The organism is Asaia sp. A2, assembly GCF_057319415.1.
On the sequence record NZ_JBXWTO010000016.1, the window covers coordinates 37,760 to 57,620 of the forward strand.

The 19,861-nt window shown below is 59.4% G+C and carries 15 protein-coding genes and 1 riboswitch; of the genes, 6 read left to right on the top strand and 9 right to left on the bottom strand.

Annotated features, from left to right (window positions below; all coding sequences use genetic code 11):
• Positions 1-28 precede the first annotated feature (28 nt).
• From ACWNRM_RS12585 to ACWNRM_RS12605, 5 genes are all read right to left on the bottom strand, one after another.
• Complete coding sequence (locus ACWNRM_RS12585) at positions 29-685, bottom strand: histidine phosphatase family protein (protein ID WP_485171135.1); 657 nt, start codon at positions 683-685, stop codon at positions 29-31.
• Entirely contained in the window at positions 682-2,001 is a 1,320-nt protein-coding gene (locus ACWNRM_RS12590) for a cobyrinic acid a,c-diamide synthase CobB (RefSeq protein WP_485171134.1), read from the bottom strand. Before ACWNRM_RS12590 ends, ACWNRM_RS12585 begins: the two co-directional genes overlap by 4 nt.
• Before the next feature lie 90 nt (positions 2,002-2,091).
• Positions 2,092-5,439 (bottom strand): cobaltochelatase subunit CobN, encoded by a 3,348-nt coding sequence (gene cobN / locus ACWNRM_RS12595; RefSeq protein WP_485171133.1) that lies wholly within the window; start codon positions 5,437-5,439, stop codon positions 2,092-2,094.
• A 3-nt stretch (positions 5,440-5,442) separates the two neighbouring features.
• Entirely contained in the window at positions 5,443-6,456 is a 1,014-nt protein-coding gene (gene cobW / locus ACWNRM_RS12600; protein WP_485171132.1) for a cobalamin biosynthesis protein CobW, read from the bottom strand.
• Positions 6,453-6,869: a DUF1636 family protein gene (locus ACWNRM_RS12605; RefSeq protein ID WP_485171131.1), complete on the bottom strand. Its 417-nt coding sequence runs from the start codon at positions 6,867-6,869 to the stop codon at positions 6,453-6,455. The genes cobW and ACWNRM_RS12605 overlap by 4 nt, the downstream gene beginning before the upstream one ends.
• A gap of 143 nt (positions 6,870-7,012) precedes the next feature.
• Positions 7,013-7,217: riboswitch (cobalamin riboswitch) on the bottom strand.
• Positions 7,218-7,372: 155 nt separating this feature from the next.
• On the opposite strand from ACWNRM_RS12605, the gene ACWNRM_RS12610 reads away from it, so the two are divergent.
• From ACWNRM_RS12610 to ACWNRM_RS12620, 3 genes are all read left to right on the top strand, one after another.
• Complete coding sequence (locus ACWNRM_RS12610) at positions 7,373-8,086, top strand: response regulator (protein ID WP_485171130.1); 714 nt, start codon at positions 7,373-7,375, stop codon at positions 8,084-8,086.
• Entirely contained in the window at positions 8,083-9,510 is a 1,428-nt protein-coding gene (locus tag ACWNRM_RS12615) for a HAMP domain-containing sensor histidine kinase (RefSeq protein ID WP_485171129.1), read from the top strand. The genes ACWNRM_RS12610 and ACWNRM_RS12615 overlap by 4 nt, the downstream gene beginning before the upstream one ends.
• 141 nt (positions 9,511-9,651) lie before the next feature.
• Entirely contained in the window at positions 9,652-10,419 is a 768-nt protein-coding gene (locus ACWNRM_RS12620) for a DUF3313 family protein (RefSeq protein WP_485172222.1), read from the top strand.
• A 451-nt stretch (positions 10,420-10,870) separates the two neighbouring features.
• Here ACWNRM_RS12620 and ACWNRM_RS12625 read toward each other — a convergent pair whose 3' ends face one another.
• Positions 10,871-12,373, bottom strand: coding sequence for a Hint domain-containing protein (locus ACWNRM_RS12625; protein WP_485171127.1), 1,503 nt, complete (start codon positions 12,371-12,373; stop codon positions 10,871-10,873).
• 744 nt (positions 12,374-13,117) lie between these two features.
• Between ACWNRM_RS12625 and chvE the strand changes: the two genes are divergently transcribed.
• From chvE to mmsB, 3 genes are read left to right on the top strand one after another with little or no spacing between them, the layout of a single operon-like run.
• On the top strand, positions 13,118-14,197 hold the full coding sequence (gene chvE, locus ACWNRM_RS12630) for a multiple monosaccharide ABC transporter substrate-binding protein (RefSeq protein WP_485171126.1): 1,080 nt from the start codon (positions 13,118-13,120) through the stop codon (positions 14,195-14,197).
• 4 nt (positions 14,198-14,201) lie between these two features.
• Complete coding sequence (gene mmsA / locus ACWNRM_RS12635; RefSeq protein WP_485171125.1) at positions 14,202-15,800, top strand: multiple monosaccharide ABC transporter ATP-binding protein; 1,599 nt, start codon at positions 14,202-14,204, stop codon at positions 15,798-15,800.
• A gap of 5 nt (positions 15,801-15,805) precedes the next feature.
• Complete coding sequence (mmsB, locus tag ACWNRM_RS12640) at positions 15,806-17,062, top strand: multiple monosaccharide ABC transporter permease (RefSeq protein ID WP_485171124.1); 1,257 nt, start codon at positions 15,806-15,808, stop codon at positions 17,060-17,062.
• Positions 17,063-17,183: 121 nt separating this feature from the next.
• Here the strand turns inward: mmsB and ACWNRM_RS12645 are convergent, their stop codons facing one another.
• The 3 genes from ACWNRM_RS12645 to ACWNRM_RS12655 form a co-directional block, all read right to left on the bottom strand.
• Complete coding sequence (locus ACWNRM_RS12645; RefSeq protein ID WP_485172223.1) at positions 17,184-17,870, bottom strand: hypothetical protein; 687 nt, start codon at positions 17,868-17,870, stop codon at positions 17,184-17,186.
• Positions 17,871-18,289: 419 nt separating this feature from the next.
• The gene (locus tag ACWNRM_RS12650; protein WP_485171122.1) at positions 18,290-19,141 is read right to left on the bottom strand and encodes a peptidylprolyl isomerase; all 852 of its coding nucleotides are present in this window, start codon (positions 19,139-19,141) and stop codon (positions 18,290-18,292) included.
• Positions 19,142-19,430: 289 nt separating this feature from the next.
• Positions 19,431-19,772: a TfoX/Sxy family protein gene (locus ACWNRM_RS12655; protein WP_485171121.1), complete on the bottom strand. Its 342-nt coding sequence runs from the start codon at positions 19,770-19,772 to the stop codon at positions 19,431-19,433.
• Positions 19,773-19,861 lie beyond the last annotated feature (89 nt).

Sequence of the window (19,861 nt, forward strand, 5' to 3'; positions counted from 1 at the left end):
ACACTCCTCATTCGTCTGTTGCAGTTTGTCAACGTATCGGCGACTTTTGCGCAACAAACCCACAGGGATTGTTGAAAAAATGCAACAGAATTGCCGCACCCTGTGCAGGGGCCGGGTCTGACACCTCGAAAGGGCGGCGCTCCGCCAGCGCCAGCATCACGCGCAACGGGCCACCATGTGTGACGATGCAACAATCCTGTGCCGCCGCCATGCGCTCCTGCCAGAAACCCGTCACACGGTGCAACAGTGCCTGCACGGTTTCGCCCCCACCCGGGGCATAGCCCATAGGGTTGGCTGCCCATTCATCCAGCGCATCACGGGGCACGTCTGACCAGAGACGGTTTTCCCAGGTGCCAAAATCCAGCTCGGCCAGACGGGAATCGCTCTCACACGCCATCAGCCTCTGCCCTGCCTGAGCACCCTGTCCAGATACCTCGACCAGAACCCGGGCAGAGAGCGTGCAACGTGATGCAGGCGCATGAAACACCCGGATTTCAGAGGACAAAGCAGTCCCCATCGTGCCTGAGGATCGCGCGGCCATGCCGTTGCACCAGATACGTTGCCAACCGGAGACACAATCCTGCCAGCCCGCGGCCAGATCAACGTCCAGCCGCCCGTAGCACAGCCCCGCCGCCACCTGCACCGCAGGGTGGCGCGCCAGCAGCATGGAAAAAGCCGGTGTCACGTGTCTGACGACGGTCTGGGACCAGACAGCACGTGAAAGAACGTGCCCGAAACCTGACCACGGCGGCTTCCCGCCTCGCCCAGATCCTGCCCCTCACCATCACGCAGCGTCACGAAAGCCTCGTCCGATCCACGATCCGTGACACTCGCATAATGGAACTCATGCCCACGCAGCACCTGTCCGGCCGCGCCGAGTACACCATCATGGCGCAGTCGCGCTTCACGATAGCCGAGCACCATCCTGCGGCGTGCGAAGGAGGTCCGGTGCGATAGCAGCCCCAGCATGGAATGGGTCGTGCCGGATGAATCCTCAAGGCTTGCGCCCAGAACCATATACCCTCCGCACTCGCCGTGGATCGGTCGTGTCTCCGCAAAACGCGTCATACCTACCCTGAAGCGGCTGGCTGCTGCCAGTGCCGCCGCATGCAACTCGGGATAACCGCCGGGCAGCCAGCAGCAATCCGCATGCTCTGGTGGCGCTTCATCAGCCAGAGGCGAAAAGGGCAGGATTTCCGCCCCGGCCTCGCGCCATGTCCGGGCGTGATGGGCGTAAAGGAAGGAAAAGGCAGCATCATCGGCCAGAGCAATCACTTGCCCCGGGGGGCTGAGCGTGACCCTGTCCTGCGGCGCGATCGGGCGATACGCCGCAGCCAAGGCCAATATGGCGTCAAGATCGAGCTCGGCCTCGGCCTTGTCTGCCAGAGCGGCGAAAAAACCGGCCAGATCGCCACGCTCGCGCGCCTGCACCAGACCGAGATGACGCTCGGGCAGCACGATAGCCCTGTCGCGCCGGAACACGCCCAGAGGAGGATGCCTCAAGGCAACACGGCAGAGCCTTTCATGACGGTCCGAAGCGATATTGTTCACAACGGTACCGGCAATGCGCACATCAGGCACCCATCCGGCCATACCCTGTGCAATGGCACCCACGGTCTGTCCCTGCCCGCTCGCATCAAGCACCAGCAGAACCGGCATGGCGAAAAGCGAGGCAATATCGGAGGCGGCCCCACGCGCGCCGTCCTCAAGGGGGAGACCATCGAACAGCCCCATGGACGATTCCACGATGACCAGATCCGCTCCTTCCGCCGCCTGGGCCAGCCCTGCGGCCATCTGGCTTCGTGTCATCGCCCAGCTATCGAGATTGGCACAGGGTGCCCCTGATGCCTCCTGATGAAACGCGGGATCGATATAGTCGGGGCCTGTCTTGAGCGCCCGCACCTTCAGCCCCCTGCGGCGGAAGGCGGTAATGAGTGACAAGGTGAGCGTGGTCTTGCCCGAACCGGAGCGCGGGGCTGCCACCATCAGCATACGGGTCATGGGCTCTCCCTCGTGATGGATGCGTTCATGAGCCTAGTCTTCCTCATCAGAACCGCAGGCGTGCTGGACCGGGTTAGCCCTCTTCGCAGATCAGACCGGCTCATGGTCGCTCGCCAGCACTCTCGCCACCGCGTTGCTGCGCGGCCGCCATAGATCGCGATCAAGCAGATCGGCAAAACGATGCTTCATGTCTGACAGCGCCTCCGGGTTATGGGCCTCCAGAAACGCGGTGCATTCCTCGTTTTCCAACAGCGCCGAGAAAGCTAGATCGATCTGTCGGTCCAGCCGTGTAGGCAGGGTCGCCGCCCAGCCCTGAAGCGCGGCGACACTACGCGCCATTTCCGCGGCACCCCGATAGCCATGGCGCATCATGCCCGCAATCCAGCGCGGATTGGCCAGTCTGCCCCGCGTCACACGCGCCACTTCCTGCGCCACATCGCGCAGCCGGGGCGTATCGGGCTGGCTGGTATCGCCATGAAGCAGGATCGGTGAATTCCCAAGGCTGGACGCTGCGGCACCAAGCCCGCCTTCATGCGCTGCCATGTCGACACTTTCGAGCAGATCCGTCTCGGCATGGTCCTGCATGTGCAGCACGACCTCTGCCCGGCCGAGACGACTTGCAAGCTCCGCCCCGGCCCTGACGCCTTCCCGACCGCCGCCATAGCTCCATTGTGACCCTTCAAGATAGCGACGGCCAAGCTCGTCTCTATCCTTCCAGCCCCCCTGGCTCAGTGACGCCTCGAGCCCTGTGCCATAGGCCCCCGGTGCCGCACCGAATATGCGCGAACTGTCAGGGTCGAGAGTGAGCGGGTTCCACTCCGCGTCTTCTGCACGCGCGGCCACGGCACGTGAGGCTTGATCGAACAGATCGATCAGCCCCGGAAAGGCATCGCGAAACAGCCCCGATATACGCAAGGTGACGTCCACACGGGGCCGGTCAAGCACGGTGAGCGGCACGATCTCGAAGCCGCAAAGCCTGCCACTTGTGGCATCCCACCGGGGCTGCACGCCCATGAGCAGAAAAGCCAGCGCCATATCCTCTCCCCCCGTGCGCAGCGTGGCGCTGCCCCACAGATCGAGCACGAGATGACGCAGGTTTTCGCCCTCCTCCTGGATATGCCGTGCCAGCAGCAGATCGACCGTGCGATGGGCCAGAAGCAGGGCGGCCCGCGTGGGCACCATACGCGGGTCAGTCGTTGTCAGGTTGCGGCCTGTCGGCAGCACATCCAGACGCCCGCGTGTGGGTGCGCCCGAGGGGCCGGGGGGGATGAAACGACCGTCGAGCGCCGCCAGAAGAGCCAGACGCTCGGCCTCGGGACAGACATCAAGACGCGACCGCACCGCCTCCGGGGGGACATGGGCTGTCTCGGACAGCATGGCGACCAGCGCATCATGGCGGGGCGGCGTACAGCCGAAAACATGCAGGCCATCACGTATCTGGAGGTCCTTGACGTCGCACAGATAGGCATCGAGCCGCGCCAGCGCCTCGGCCTCATCCGCCGGATCATCCTTAGGCGTTCTCACGCGTGCATTGCGCCCGTCGGCCCCTTCCCGGCCGGTAGCGCCTGAATGGCTCTCGGCCAGCACGCCCAGATCGGCAGCCCGATCGAGAATCTGACGGCGCAGCATGGTGCCGCGTCGCTTGTCCAGCCCGTCTGCCTCGGCATATTCGTCGATCAGGCGTTCGAGGGACTCCATGGCGCTGTCGAGCCCTGCACGCTGCACGGGCGGGGTCATGTGACCGATCATCACCGCACCGAGACGCCTCTTGGCCGCAGCCGCCTCACCAGGGTTGTTGACGATAAAAGGGTAGATGACCGGCACCCCGTCCAGCAGCACAACGGGGACACATTCGGGTGAAAGTGCCACGGCCTTGCCGGGCAGCCATTCCAGCGTGCCGTGCGTGCCCAGATGCACGATCACACTGATATCGCCTATGCGGCGCAGCCAGAGATAGAAGCCGATATAGGCATGGCAGGGCGCAATATCGGGGTCGTGATACTGCGCCTTGCGGTCAGATTCCTGACCACGACCGGGCTGAAGAGCGAGAATGAGGGCGCCGACGCGCAGAAAGCGCACACTGACCGGCTGAGAGGGCATCCCCCATGTCGCAATGACTTTTTGCCGGAACGGCTCAGGCAGGGTGTCGAAAGCCGCCCGATAGGCGTCGGCGCTCATGATGAGAGTGGGCGCGGCGCGGCACAATCTGTCTGGCAGCTCTGATGCGACGAGAGGTGGCACGTCGTATCCCGCACTGGCCAGCATGGTGGCGATGGCCTCGACACTGGCAAAACTGTCCAGCCCAACAGCGTGGGCGGCCTGCCCTTCGGCACCGGGATAATCAGAGAGAATAAGCGCCAGACGCCGCTCGCCCGGCGTTTCGGCTGCCAGACGCAACCAGCCCTGCATCTGGCGCACAATTTGCGCAATACCGGGGGCATAAGCCACGCGCCGCGCTGGCAGGCCGGGCGGTGCCTCATCGCGAAACGATATGGGTGCCCCTGAAAGACGACCGTCAAATTCGGGCAGGACGATCTGCATGGCTAGATCGGACGGTGACAGCCCCCGGGCGGCCTTGCGCCATCCTTCAAGCGTCGTGCCCGGCTGGAGCAGCTGGACGATGGGCACACCCGCTGCTTCTAAAACCGATGCCCCGCCATCATCCCCACGAGAGGCGAAGAACGTGGCATTCAGAATGATGTCAGGGGGCTCGTCCACAAGCCACCGGTCGAGAAAAGGCACGACTTTGGCCGCGCGAAGCGACGAGACATACACCAGATCGACCCCGCATCCGGCAGCTGCGATCGCCTCTGCCAGCGCATCGATCCCATCGAGATCGGCAGAAAGGAGGTGGGCGCGATAGAACACGACCAGAGCCCGACAGGAGACGCCCGTGTTCAGGCAACGGTAAATTCCGGCCTCAGGCAGCTTTTCGGCCTCGGCCCCGTCATCCGCATTCAATCCGGCAATGGCCCCCATGAGGGTAAGCGCACAGCGCAGATTACGTGTTCCGCCCTCTCGAAACAGGCTGTCGAGCCGGGCCCACTGGGCGGGCGCGATGCTTGAGAGGCTTTCGAGTGCAGTATTCGGCGTGGCCTCCCCGGTGATGAAGGCCAGTGGAACAGCCTTTTCCCGACAGACGAGCCTCAGTTCATCCACGCCGTAACGCCAGTATTCGGTACCCCCGAGCAAGCGCACCACCACGCAACGTGCATGGGCAACCGTCTGCTCCAGATAAAGATCAACCGACAGGGGATGACGCAGGCGCGACAGGGTGGCGACCTGCAAACTGGGGTCTGACGCCCTGTGCACATCGCGCAGGCCCAGCAGGTCACTCTCGGAAAACGACAGCAGGACAAGATCGGCTGGCGTGTGGGCGAGGTCCTCGGCCACAGCCTGCCCATCCAGATCATGCGTTTCCCGAAAGAGAATATGCACGGCTCAGCCTGCGTCGAAGCTGCGCTGCACAGCCTTGGGGTCAAGCCCGTGCAGACCGATCACAACCAGCCTGCCCTCTGGCGCCTCGCCCTGCTCATAGGCATGTCGGATACGCGCGCCCACCGCCTGCACGCTTAAACGAAGGCTCTTGCCTGCCACGCGGGCAAAGCCTTTCATACGCAGCACATCATGCTCACGCGCCACCTTCTCAAGTCTGGCGATAAAGGCTTCGGCACTGGCCTGCTCGGGCAGGCTCAGCACGAAGCTCGTGAAATCGTCATGCTCATGCTCATCCGCCCCGTCATGATGCGAGGGGCGTGCTGCCAGATCGTCCTCTGCCGCAGCGGCAAGGCCGAGCAGCACAGCCGGATCGACACGCCCTTCACGGGCACGAATCACGCGCACCCGACGCTTGCGTGCAGCAAGACCGGCCTCGACCGCAGTAAGGGCGGCGTCATCCAGCAGATCCGTCTTGTTGAGGATGACCAGATCGGCTGAATCCAGCTGATCCTCGTAAACCTCTTCCAGCGGGTTATCGTGGTCGAGCGATTCATCTTCCTCGCGCTGCTTCGCCACGGCCTCCGGGTCATCGGCAAAGCGGCCATCGGCCACTGCCGGGGCATCCACCACGGTAATCACGCCATCCACCGTCATGCGCGTGCGCACGCTCGGCCAGCCGAACGCCTTGAGCAGCGGCTTCGGCAAGGCAAGACCCGAGGTCTCGATGACAATGTGATCGGGCGGGGTCGGGCGATCGAGTAGGGCTTCCATGGTGGGGATGAAATCATCCGCCACAGTGCAGCACAGGCAGCCATTGGTCAGCTCGACGATATCTTCCTCAGGGCAGTTCGGAATACTGCACCCACGCAGGGTCTCGCCATCGATGCCCAGAGACCCGAATTCATTGACCACTATCGCGATGCGGCGGCCATCCGATTTCTCGATCAGGTGACGCAGCAAGGTGGTTTTGCCCGCGCCGAGAAAGCCGGTGATGATGGTAACAGGTATCTTGCTCATGACAGTCTTTCAGATGCGACAGGTTGGGCAGGTGCAGCGGGTTGATGAGGTTCGCCCGACGGCGACAACTGGCCAGGAAAACGCCCCAGAATGATATCGCGCAGGCTTTCAGGACGCTTTGAAGGCATGACCGTTCCTGAGCGCGAGTGTTCATAGGCCTTGGCATAGATCATCAGATCCTCCGCCAGGTCGGGCCTCAACCCTCCCAGAAGCCACGACCATTTGCCGGGCATGGACAGGGTGGCGGTGCAGCCCCGCTGGCACGCCGCAAGACATTTGACCCCCTCGACACGCACACCGGCGATGGTCGCCTGCTGCAAGAGGGCCTCGTGCAGCGCCTCACCCCCGTCCCTGCAGGTGAGGCAGACATGAATGACGGGAGGCGTATCGCAAGATGTTATCGGTTCGGCCATGAGCAATCCCGGACCAGGCCCGTAGAACGGGCGCAACAGGGCACTAGGATGATTGCCGGGATATCCCGGCCTGCCATAAGCCGCCCCGCGATGACGGGTGCGGGTTCATGGTCTGTCGCGCTCCGGGCACCCCGCCGGATCGTGAAATCAGTGACGCGACGGCAGGTCTCCTGGCTCATGGTCCCGGTTGCCCGGCATTGCCGCCCCCTTCCCGGCATGGTCACCAGTGGGCTGCGACGGCAATGACATACCACCTACAGTTGCGGGGGCAGCGCAGGACTGATGCACATGGCACGAACCTGCTTCCCTTTTCACCCCTTGCGAGGCACCGTCGCTCATTTCCTAGCAGGTTTATCAAAGGAGATGCAAAGCTCGGAGAGGACAGGGCGACGCGCGCCTTTCCCCTGTGACCCGGAGCGTCGTTCTATCCGATTGTTTGCAACTTGAAACATCATGTCCGTTGCTGACATCATGGGGACGAGCCTGCGTGATACGATCGAGGGATGACCCCAATGCCTCATCTTCTTCTTGTCGATGACGACCAGGATATCCTGACCCTTCTCGGCAGTTTTCTGCAAAAGCATCACTATCAGGTCTCCACGGCGGAAACGGGCGAGACCATGTTTGCCATTCTGGGCAGGCAGCCGGTCGATCTGGTGATTCTCGATATCATGCTTCGCAACGAGGACGGGTTCAGCCTGTGCCAGCGCCTGCGTGCCCGATCCCGCATCCCGGTCATCATGCTTTCGGCCATGGCCGATCTGACTGACCGTATTGTGGGGCTCGAGATCGGGGCCGATGATTACCTGACAAAGCCATTTGACCAGCGCGAGCTTCTGGCCCGGGTCAAGGCTGTTCTGCGTCGTGCTGCCACGCCGGGCGAGACAACCCCGTCGCTGCGCCCTGTCCTTCGTTTTGGTCGCTGGGTTCTGGATGTTGCCCGTCGCGAACTGCGCGCGCAGGACCAGTCGCTCGTCCCGCTCTCGGGGGGTGAATTCGATCTGCTGCTGACCTTTGTCGAACACCCGCAACGCGTTCTCACGCGGGACCAGCTGATGGATATGGCTCGCGGCCCCGACCATGCCGCCTTTGATCGCAGTATCGACGTGCAGGTCAGCCGCCTGCGCGCCAAGCTGGAGGACGATCCCAGAAATCCAACCCTCATACGCACCGTACGCAATGGCGGCTATATGTTCACCGCTGCGGTGAAACGATGAGATGGGCGAGGCTTCCCCCTGATCGCGTTTTCACACAGGACACCATCTCCCGCCGCCTGATTGTCACCGTGGCCCTTGCCGCCGGGATAACGCTGCTGTTGCTCGCGGTCTTTGTCGAATTTGGCGGCCCGTGGAGCAAGCCTGATATTGAAGCCACCGGTATGGTGAGAGAGGTTGGGGCCGTGCTTCGCATGGTGCGGGTAGCCCCCGCCACTGACAGGGAAACGCTGCTGGCAGCAGCGCAATCAAGACAGATCCATTTCGGGTGGTACCCAAAAGCTTCGCCGCTCGCGAAGGCTCTGGCCGCGGGACATTACCGTCGCAGCGAGATTGAGGAGAGCTGGCATTTCCTGAGCCCGTTTCTGGGGCAAAAGCCTCCTGCCATCGCGGTGTTTCAGGAAGATAACCCTGTCTCTACCCTCCCCGGCCTGCCCTATGACCGTTCGCTGTATCACGACGCGTATTTCGTCGGGATCCAGCTCGATGACGGCAGTTGGGTGCTTTGTGTTGCCCTTCAGCGTTTCTGGGGGCTTTACGCCTTTCAGCGCCTCATGCTGGAAGGCATAATGCTGTTTGTCTGGATCATCGCGGTGTCACTCATCGCCTCACGCCAGCTTTCACGCCCGATCGAATATCTGGCCCACGAAGTCCGCCGGCTCGATGCGCAGCCAAACTATGCACGTGTCAGCGAAGCGGGACCCAGAGAGATCCGTCAGGTAGCGGTGACGCTCAACGCCATGCAGGCGCGTATTGCGAAGTTCATCCTTGATCGTACCACGATGCTTGCTGCCATTTCGCATGATCTGCGCACGCCGCTCACGCGTATCAGACTACGCGGAGAGTTCATTGATTGCCCGACGCAACAGAAACTGCTGTTTCGCGATGTTGACGAGATGCAGGCCATGATCGATGGCGCCTTGTCGTTCTTCCGCGACGATGCCTCCCATGAAACACAGACGGCTTTCGATCTTTCCGGGCTGCTTGAAACCGTCGCCTATGATTTCTGCGATCAGGGGCATGATGTGCGTTACGACAATCCGGGTAGGGTGGGATATCGCGGTCCGGTTCACGCCATGAAGCGCGTTTTCACCAATCTGGTCGAGAACGCGATCAAATATGCAACGCCGCCGCAAATCACCCTCGCACCAGGCGATATGACAGACGCATCACCCGCAGGGATTCGGGCGACGGGCTGGGTCGTCACCATTCTCGATCAGGGCCCAGGTATTCCACCCGACGCGCTCGATGCCGTGTTCGAACCGTATTTCCGGCTGGACAAGTCGCGCAACCGGCAGACTGGCGGGGTTGGGCTTGGTCTCACATCGGCCCGTACCGTCATGCGCGGTCTGGGCGGCGATATCATCATCGATAACCGGGCGGAAGGGGGATTGCGTGTGCGTGTTCTGTTGCCCGCTTCCGACTGAAAGACGCCAATATTTCCACATGGCCACAGACGGGACATAACGCAGAAAGACGCGACTGGCAGAAAGAGGGAAATCACCCGGCTCGTCCCCTGTCTGTCAGGAGATTGCGCCGCCTTTCCTGCCCGGGAGACGCGCCTGACCATGTTTCGCCTGCCTTACGCCATTCGTTCCCTCACCCGTTCTCTGGCCCGCAAACCCACCTCACCACGGCGGATAAACCCCGGTTTACTGTATCCCGTCCTGATAACCGGCATGATGGCGCTGACCGCCTGCGCCGGACAGGGAACCACGAAGACCGGTTTCATTGCGCCTGAGACCTATGGGCTGATGGCCCATCCTGACAATCACGGTGATGATCTGGTTTTTGCTCCCAAGGCACCGGCCGGGGTCATCTACCGTTATGCAGTGATCGAGCCAGTGCAATGGCGCCCGACGAGCAAGGCCGCCCATCTCTCCCCTCAAGCACAGCAACGCGTAATACGGGCCTTCGAGGACGAATTGCACAAGACGCTGGGCAAGGATCTGGTGATTCTGAACGAGACCGGCCTTGCCACCCTGCCGCCTGGCACAATCCGCATCAGAGCAGCCATCACCAATCTGCGTCGCAGCCAATGGTACTATAATGCCTTGCCGATTATCGCCGGATTTGCGGCTGGCGCCGCAGGAGGCGGCTTGCCCCCCATTCCCCCGCCAGCACCGGGGGGTGCCAGCGAGGAACTTCTGGCCATTGATGCGCGCAACGGAAGCACGCTTATGGCCATCGCGACCTATAATAACGGCATGCCATGGAACATGATGGGGCAATGGCTGCCCTACGCCCATGCCCGGCGCGCCTTCCATCTCGCAGCGAATCTGATGGATGAGGAGATGCACAGGTCGGGCCTCATCACCCGACCGCTCTCCGGCTGATTGCCGATGCCTTTCACACGCCCATCGTCCAGACCGAGGGGGCCGGTTCGGCACTGAGACCCGCGCGCCCGCATCCCCCCATAATATGTCTCGATGATACGAGGAGTGTTTCCTCATGCACCCGTTACGCCTTGCCGTCAGACGACACTGGCCTCTGCTTGGCCTCATCATCAACCGGGACGTGCTCACCCTGACCGAGCATATCCTTTCGACAATTTTTCATGGCGTCCAGCAGGGCCCTGTCTGGCCATGCCGCCTGTCCTGTTCGCCCTGTCGACTTTCTGACCCATGGCGAAACAGGGAACGATCAGCCTCCCTGAAGCAACAGGTGGACTGCCTTTTGCACCGAGATCATGCGGCACGAGAACACGATGCCTGATGCCGCCCATGTCGTGCAGGACAGGGAGGCAAGAGGCAGGAGATTCTGCCTTCTGTCCCATCCGGATTCACGTCAGGCCGCAACCTGCTCGCTGGCGACCGTCCCTGTCGAATAATCCTGGAGATACAGCGCCGTCTCCAGCACCTCGATTGTCAGAAGAGCCTGTGTACCCAGCGCCTCACCGAGGGGCAGCAAAGCCCGGCCATTCGTCCAGCGCGACTGTACGCCTGCCCCTTCATCATACCAGCCCGGAACAGCGTGATTGTCGAGATGGGCTGTGACAGAGCGCGTTGTGTCAGACCCGAACAGGGTGACCTCGCCCACGCGCACCCCAAGGTCGCGCCTGTCATCCAGATAGGGGCCGTGTGTGTCACAAGGGCGCGCATGGCGTGAAACGATCTGAATGGCACTCTGACCCGCAGGCAAAGAGAACACCGCCCAGCGTTCATTGAGACGGATCGGGTCGAGGCGACGTCCATCTGCCAGAACCAGATGAAGTCCGGCATCATGCTCAAGCATTCTCATGCAGGTGTGCGCCTGCAAACCCATGGCCGTTGCCTGTTCATCCAGACGGGTATGAATGATCCGGGCCAGCCCGTGATCCGTGCATAGTGGTGCCGCAAACGCCGCCTCGGTCAACGCATTCAGCCCTGCATCTTCAGGCTTCCTTCCGGGACTGCGACGCACAAACTGGCGCACATCATCACGCAGGGTTTCGGTCAGGACACCATTCGCCCTGACAATGGCATGACCTTCGGTCTTGAAATGAAAATAGGGATAGCGCACCACATCTGTCACATAGAAAACAGACCGGTGATTGACCAGCATCCGGGCCGGAAGCAGCACACCGTCGATCAGGAAGCAGTGTTCGGGGGTCACACGCAGTGTCTCATGCGGCACGCCCCTGGCAAACGCATCCTTCAGAATGCAGATGGGGCGATGGTCGAGATCATCATGCCCGGTATGCCCGATCGTACCCGTATCCCGCCCCGTCCAGGTGATGTCACGCAAGCCCAGTCGTGAACCAAGGGCGTCGTAGGTCATGACCTTCTGACCGGGAACAAGGTTCTCGACACGCACTTCACCGCTATCTGTCTCGATCATTGCACCTTCAAGAAAGCAGTAAGCCGGGCCCACATTGTACATTTCGGTACCCGGCGGCAGAAAACCATTGGGGCCATAAGAATTACTGAAAGGACGGCCAGGCAGAACAAGTTCAATATAGGAAGGTTCGCCCGACATGTTCTTGGTGCTAAAAAACATGCTCGTCGTATTGCTCTGGCGATCATAACTCGTCGAGACCCATATTGAGTCGTTCGCGTTGTTGAGCACTCGAAAATAAAAATCCACCCCGGTGCTCCCCGGCGGCAAATTGACGTTGATCACCCAGTATTGCCCAGGGGCAGTCAGCATGTTGACGTCGACATCAACTGTTCCGCCCTCGGCGCCAATATCCAGCTCATATTCATAAAATGACAGGCTGGTAGGTAGATCAGATGTCTTGATCAAGAAAATACCGCCATCGATTGCATAGGTCTGGCTTCCATCAAACTGGGCATCAGTAGATGTATTCATGAATCTGGTATCTTTCGCTCTGGGCGTCGATTTACTAATGTTTAGACAAATTATGTTCGTATAGTAAATAAGTGAATGTTTCAATAATTAATGGTAATAATATTATATGTTTGTACTATGCTCACATATCGGTGCGCTCGTTTTGAATGTTTACTAATTACAAAGTAGTTATCAATCAATAATTTCTACCAATCATAATTTTTAAAGAATTCCATTGAGAATTTGCAGAACAGGTCGATTTACGCATCCGACCAGAGACTCTTTTTTTACGGTAGTTAACGTAAAGATCCCCAGACGCCACATGCAGGTTGCTACCGCATCAGGCATCAGGCATCAGGCATCAGGCATCAGGCATCAGGCATCAGGCATCAGGCATCAGGCATCAGGCATCAGGCATCAGGCGAGAAGACCGTATCGGAATATCCTTATCACGTTAGCGTGAAACGTTAATTATGTTATTTATAACGTCAAAATGATATGATTAACTCATTTCATGTTACACTCTTTTGTTTCGTGAGGCGTAACATAATCACCTTTGCAGAAGGCTTTTTGCATACAGGGATCGCCCTCCCTGCCGGATTTTCTCTCGAGCGTCGGTTTGCTTATCAATCTGCCCTAGGGGAGCGCGAGAGCTTTCCGACGCATCCTTTCATAAAATCTCGACCTCTCTCTCCCGCCGTTATCTCTGTCGCAGCCCGCATCATGCCCAGCGCGGCTTGTGACCGGAATTTTGGACGTCACGTCATGAGCAGAATCAGTACCGGTCTTGCCTCTCTTGCCCTCGTTACCACCGCGCTTTTTGGCCCGGCCGGTCTGGGGCGCGCCAATGCCGACGACAAGCCCACCGTCGGCATTGCCATGCCTACCAAGTCGTCCGCGCGCTGGATTGCGGATGGCAACAACATCGTCAAAACCCTGCAATCGCGCGGCTATCATACCGATTTGCAATATGCCGATGACGACGTGCCCAATCAGGTCTCGCAAATCGAGAACATGGTCGCCAAGGGTGACAAAGTTCTGGTGATCGCTGCCATCGACGGCACCACGTTATCCGACACACTGCACAAGGCCGCACAGCGTGGTGTGAAGGTCATTGCCTATGACCGCCTGATCCGCAATTCACCCGATGTGAGCAACTACGCCACCTTCGATAATTTTCAGGTGGGCGTGCTCCAGGCAGGTTCTCTGGTAAAGGCACTCGGGCTACCCGACGCGAAGGGGCCTTTCAACATCGAGCTTTTCGGTGGCTCACCGGACGACAACAATGCCTATTTCTTCTTCAATGGCGCCATGTCGGTGCTCAAGCCCTATCTGGATAGTGGCAAGCTGGTCATTCCGTCCGGCCAGAAGACCATGGACAAGGTTTCCACCCTGCGCTGGGACGGCGCTACAGCGCAATCGCGCATGGATAACCTGCTGAGCGCCTATTACACCGACCGTCATCTCGACGCCGTGCTGTCGCCCTATGACGGCATCTCCATTGGCATCATCTCCTCGCTCAAGGGCGTAGGCTATGGCAGTGGCGACACGCGGATGGCCTATGTCAGCGGGCAGGACTGCGAAATTCCTTCCGTCAAATCCATCCTCGCGGGTGACCAGTATTCCTCGATCTTCAAGGACACGCGCAAGCTCGCCGGCGTGACGGCCGATATGGTCGATGCCATGCTGGCTGGCAAGACCGTGCCTGTGAATGACACCAAGAGCTACAATAACGGTGTCAAGATCGTGCCCGCCTATCTCCTGACGCCTGTTGTGGTGACAAAGGCCAACATCCGTCCGACCCTGATTGACAGCGGCTATTACACCGCAAGCCAGATCGAGTAGCGCCATGAGCCCCATTCTTGAAATGAGGAAAATCGCCAAGCGTTTCGGTCCCGTAAAGGCGCTGAGCGATGTCAGTTTTTCGGTCGAGCCTGGCGAGATTCATGCACTCTGCGGCGAAAATGGCGCAGGCAAATCGACCCTGATGAAAATCCTGAGCGGGGTATACCCCGCCGGGAGCTATGACGGGCAGATCGTGTTCGATGGTGAAGAGCGCCGCTTTGCCGATATCAACGGCTCCGAGGCGCTTGGCATTATCATCATCCATCAGGAACTGGCGCTTATTCCGCTGCTTTCGGTGCAGGAAAACATCTTCATTACCCACCCGCCGGGCCGCTTTGGCGTGATCGACCGCGACGTAGCGCGTGTGCGGGCACGTGATCTGATGCGTCAGGTCGGGCTGACGGATGCACCCGAAACACTCGTCACGCATCTGGGCGTGGCCAAGCAGCAACTCGTCGAGATTGCCAAGGCGCTCTCGAAAAAGGTGCGCCTGCTCATTCTGGATGAGCCAACAGCCAGCCTGAACGAGCGTGACAGTGCAGCCCTGCTCGATCTGCTCCTTGCCTTCAAGGCAGAGGGGCTGTCGTCCATTCTTATATCGCACAAGCTGAATGAGATCTCACGCGTGGCTGATCGTATCACCGTACTGCGCGACGGGCGCAGTGTCGGCACAATCGACTGCCGCAACGGCTCTGCGGATGAAGACGAGATCATCCGTCTCATGGTCAATCGCGATCTGGAACATCGCTACCCACCGCATACGCCGCGCATTGGCGAAATGCTGATGGAGGTTCACGACTGGTCGGCCTGGCACCCCCTCCACCCCGACCGTCAGGTCATACGCCATGTCGATTTCCACGTCCGCGCAGGCGAGATCGTGGGTATTGCCGGCCTCATGGGTGCGGGGCGCACGGAATTTGCCATGAGCCTGTTCGGGCGCTCCTTCGGCACGCGTATATCGGGTGATGTCACCATGCGCGGCAAGGCGGTCGATGTCTCTACTGTCAGCCGCGCCATTGCGGTCGGGCTCGCCTATGTCACCGAGGATCGCAAGGAGCTCGGGCTGCATCTGAGCAACGAGATACGCCACAACATCTCCCTGGCCGAACTGCGCGGCATCGCTCATCATGGCGTCATTGATGACATTGCCGAGCTGCGTATCGCGCAGGATTATCGCAACAAGATGCGCATACGCTCGCCCGATGTGCAGCAGATGGCGGGCAAGCTCTCGGGCGGCAACCAGCAGAAAGTGGTGCTGTCGAAATGGCTCTTCACCAATCCCGACGTGCTCATTCTGGATGAGCCCACGCGTGGCATCGATGTCGGGGCCAAATACGAGATTTATGCCCTGATCCAGCAGATGGCCGATAGCGGTCGGGGCTGCGTGGTCATTTCATCCGAAATGCCTGAATTGCTCGGCATATGCGACCGTATCTGCGTGATGAATGAAGGGCGCTTTGTAGGTGAGTTCACCCGCGAGGAAGCCAGTCAGGAAAAGATCATGCGCGCCATCGTGCGCAGCACATCTGAATCCATGCCGATTGCCACCATTCCAGGCGAGACAGCCAATCTCGCTGTTTCCTCTCTCGCTGCGGGAACGTAACAACCATGAGCGAACATATTCTCCTCCCCGGCAATCCGCTCTCTCCTGCTGGCGATACCGGCCCCACCGGTGGTGCACCGGGTGGCCACAAGCTGGGCAATAGCGCAATGGGGCGGTTCATCCGCAATAATCTGCGCGAATACGGCATGTTCATCTCGCTGGTCGCGATCGGGCTGTTTTTCGAGATCGTGACCAACGGGACCCTGCTTCGTCCGCTGAACCTGACCAATCTGGTGCTCCAGAACAGTTACATCGTCATCATGGCGCTGGGTATGTTGCTGGTGATCATCTCGGGCCATATCGATCTGTCGGTCGGCTCGGTCGCTGGTTTTACAGGGGCCGTGGCAGCGGTGTTGATGGTGCAATGGCACTGCAACGTCGTCGTGACGACACTGACCTGTCTGGCCACTGGCGCGCTGATCGGGGCGGCACAGGGCTACTGGATAGCCTATTTCAAGATCCCGTCCTTCATCGTGACACTGGCAGGGATGCTGGTTTTCAAGGGATTGGCCCTGGCCCTGCTGGGCGGCCAGTCCCTCGGGCCTTTCTCGACCGTTTTCCAGAAGCTTTCCTCCGGCTTCATTCCCGAGTTTCTGCCCAAAATCGGGCATTACAACCCGACCTCGCTCATTCTGGGCGTCATCGTGGCGGCGGCCATGGTGCTTGGCTCGGTCCGGGCGCGGGCGCGTTATCAGCGCAACGACATTGATGTCGAGCCCATGCCGCTCTTCATCGGCAAAAACATCGCCGTTTTCGGGATCATCGTTTATCTCGCAACCCTGATTTCCAGCTATCGTGGCCTGCCCAATGTTCTGATCATCATGGCCATGTTGATCGCGCTCTACAGCTTCATGACCAGCCGCACCACGCTGGGGCGGCAGATCTACGCGGTGGGTGGTAATGTGCGCGCCGCAGCGCTTTCGGGCATACGCACCGAGCGCCTCACCTTCCTCACTTTCGTGAATATGGGCGTACTGGCTGCTCTTGGCGGCCTGATCTTTGCTGCAAGGCTGAACACCGCCACACCCAAGGCCGGACTTGGCTTCGAGCTTGACGTGATTGCCGCCTGCTTCATCGGCGGGGCCTCCGCCTATGGTGGTGTCGGGCGCGTTGGAGGCGCCGTGATCGGTGCCATGATCATGGGTCTCATGAATAACGGCATGTCGATCCTGGGTATTGGCATCGATTATCAGCAGGTGCTCAAGGGACTGGTGCTACTCGGTGCCGTCTGCGTCGATGTCTATAATCAGCGCCGAGCGTAGAACCTGACCTGACCATCGGAGCCAGTCCGGCGGCCTTGGTCGCGTTACCGACACAAACCCTGCCTTGACGGTCAGCCGCTCATCAGACTGGCAAGGCAGGATTTGGGGCTCTTCCTAAACTCTAAAAACGATAGCCCAGACCAAGTTCCAGAACCGGATAGACCGGAATATTGACATCGTGCTGGATACGACGTCGCTCCCGTTCAACACTGTCTGTGAATGAAGGCAGGGAAGCAGCCGGCCCTGCGGTTGTCATGGAAACCTTGGGGTTACCTTCGGCCAGAATACCGGCATCAACCGAAAAGACGATATTACTCACAATACGGCCTGCGTAACCGAACCCGATATAAGGTGCGACCTGATTGGGAATTGCCTTGAGCGAAACGCTACCGGCATCCTGCACGTCATAAATACGACGCCCTATGCGGGCGTCACCCGTCGGTGTTGCGCGCGCCGTAACGCGGTTACCCACACCATAAACACCAAGCGAAACGCGCAGACCGGAACCAAGAGGATAGAAATCGGTAGTCAGCCCGCCGTTGAAGAACCTGAACGACCCGCCGAACTGCGCATCAAGATCATAGCCGGTTGCAGGATCATTGTTTGTGAAGCGATGATGATAAATAGAAGAATCGTTATAGGTGAAGAAATTCATGTTTCCGCGAAATCCCCAATGTGAATTGGGAATACGGATACTGACCTCGGGACCGATACCAAGCGTACCGACGCGTGCGGAGACAGTAGGCTGATACCCATCGGGCAGTGAGGAAGCCAAAGCCTGCCCTGCCGCCAAACCTGAAAGGGCCATGAAGAATATGGATGCTGCTTGAAATCTGAATGACACGTTAATGCGCCTCTACGGTACCCTCCGCCATCAATAACGGAAGAGAGAGAAGCATTAACGATACGCATCGATACGAAAAAGGAATTAATGGCGCTATAACGGAAATGGGGCTGCATCAAGACATTTTAGACACAGCCTGATCGAGAGCTTCTGGTCGTTGTTGCACCCGGGTCGACCGTTCAGGGCTTCGCCCTCTTCTCCGCTTGATAGAGCACCCGGCAAGATACTACCTCGGCGACGCTCCAGTGTTGGAGAGCCGGCTATAATGATCATCTGAAGCCTCACCATCTGCATGGCATGGCCCCATAAAAATGACCCGCGCAACCAGATATGACGGCGTGAGCAGGCCTTGATCGATTGTCAGCCTGAAATCAGGTGCAGGGTCACGAATGATCTGCAGTTTTTTCCCGAGCAGGGATCGGCGCGTTGCACAAGGCCACTCCATGGGCAGGCCGCACAAAGAAAGGATCCTGACGAGCAGCGCGCGCAGCAAGATAGCGTGAAAAGCTTCTGCTTTCGACACGCATTACCTGAAAGACCGGACGCTCCCCAGAGGGGAGGTCCGCAGCCAGCGTCATGCTTGCGATCGGCACATTCTGATGCGGATCAGTATAGAAACCGAGTTTCCCGGCACCTCTTGGCAAGGCGCTCAGATGCTCCATGCCTTGCAGCACGCGCCCGACGACAGCCAGATTGCGATCAAGCTGACGCGGTGCCTCGCCATTGACTACATAGAGTTCACGCCCATCCCCGGTGTCGGGCGGCATGTCCCGCCCGACACCGACCACACCATAGCATTGCGCTGGCCAGACCTGCGCGCCCTCGCGCCCGACGAGCCAGCCCGATGCTATGCCGGACTCTGCGGCATAGGGGTCAGGGTAAGGGAGTCGTGTGTAGTCCAGCCCTTCAAGAGACCGCTCATATTCGGCAGACGGATGAGCCACGAACCCTTCGGGTAAGGGGGACGCCTTGTCATGCACACGCCACTGCACGACATAATTATCCTGCACTCGGGTGATCGCACCGCCATCCCATTGATGGGACCGGGCAAGACGCACGACATTGGCCACATGCACAGGGGCAAATTCAGGCGCGAGTTCGATCACCACGCGGTCCCCATCGGCCAGCTTCATGATGAGCAAACGCTCTGGTGCCACATCACGCCACGCTGTGGCGGGCGCGGCATCGACAATCTCGGCAGGACTCGGCGCAGGGGAGGGCGCAGTGGCCGCCATCGTCGAAGAGGAAAAAAATAGAGCAGTCAGAGGCAAGAAACAGCGCATCAGGCAAGAGTGCCCATCCGTTACGATTTTGCACAGTCTTTTCTGCGATGCTGACACACACTCTGCAAAGACCAGATGTAAGGCTGCGTCAGAGAGTTCATAATCATGGCGAGCATAGGTAAGCCCTGCAACCTCCCAGCGTGATCGACCGTCAGCGAAGAGGCTCGCCCCCCTGCGGGAAAGCAGCAAATTTCACCTCGAGCCGAACACGGCAACAGCACGAACGCCCTGCCTTTCTTTCCTAGCGGCGTGGCTTTGCTGCAGGAAGCGCCGCAATAGAGCGCTCTACCCAGATTTTCAGCTCATCCGGACGCGTATGCAGAGACTCCGGCACAACGACATAGGTCTTGCTGGGAGCGCTTTCCGGTTCATAACGTAGGGCACAGGCACCGGGGAGTGCCAGAAGAGCCTCACGATCCTTGCCGCTCATCTTCAGGGCCAGGCCGACATTGGAGAGGGAAGCAAAGACCTTGCCGCCGGCATATCCCATGATCCCGCCGAACATGGGCTTGAAGGACAAATCAAATTCCGCCAGCTCCGGTATTGTCAGTATTTTCTGCAAAACAGCAGGATCATAATTCATTATCTTATCCTGTCCCCAAATCTATGCTTGAAGATAACAGAAAGACCAAAAGATTGCTTAGTTTTTTCCAAAAAGAAGAAACAAGTCTC

Bases quoted from the DNA above. Each gene is read 5' to 3' on its own strand.
- ACWNRM_RS12620 (WP_485172222.1), top strand. From the start codon at position 9,652: ATGTTTCGCCTGCCTTACGCCATTCGTTCCCTCACCCGTTCTCTGGCC.
- cobW (WP_485171132.1), bottom strand. From the start codon at position 6,456: ATGAGCAAGATACCTGTTACCATCATCACCGGCTTTCTCGGCGCGGGC.
- ACWNRM_RS12610 (WP_485171130.1), top strand. From the start codon at position 7,373: ATGACCCCAATGCCTCATCTTCTTCTTGTCGATGACGACCAGGATATC.
- ACWNRM_RS12645 (WP_485172223.1), bottom strand. From the start codon at position 17,870: ATGGCCCTTTCAGGTTTGGCGGCAGGGCAGGCTTTGGCTTCCTCACTG.
- mmsB (WP_485171124.1), top strand. From the start codon at position 15,806: ATGAGCGAACATATTCTCCTCCCCGGCAATCCGCTCTCTCCTGCTGGC.
- ACWNRM_RS12605 (WP_485171131.1), bottom strand. From the start codon at position 6,869: ATGGCCGAACCGATAACATCTTGCGATACGCCTCCCGTCATTCATGTC.
- chvE (WP_485171126.1), top strand. From the start codon at position 13,118: ATGAGCAGAATCAGTACCGGTCTTGCCTCTCTTGCCCTCGTTACCACC.
- ACWNRM_RS12615 (WP_485171129.1), top strand. From the start codon at position 8,083: ATGAGATGGGCGAGGCTTCCCCCTGATCGCGTTTTCACACAGGACACC.
- ACWNRM_RS12625 (WP_485171127.1), bottom strand. From the start codon at position 12,373: ATGAATACATCTACTGATGCCCAGTTTGATGGAAGCCAGACCTATGCA.
- ACWNRM_RS12650 (WP_485171122.1), bottom strand. From the start codon at position 19,141: ATGGCGGCCACTGCGCCCTCCCCTGCGCCGAGTCCTGCCGAGATTGTC.
- mmsA (WP_485171125.1), top strand. From the start codon at position 14,202: ATGAGCCCCATTCTTGAAATGAGGAAAATCGCCAAGCGTTTCGGTCCC.
- ACWNRM_RS12655 (WP_485171121.1), bottom strand. From the start codon at position 19,772: ATGAATTATGATCCTGCTGTTTTGCAGAAAATACTGACAATACCGGAG.
- ACWNRM_RS12590 (WP_485171134.1), bottom strand. From the start codon at position 2,001: ATGACCCGTATGCTGATGGTGGCAGCCCCGCGCTCCGGTTCGGGCAAG.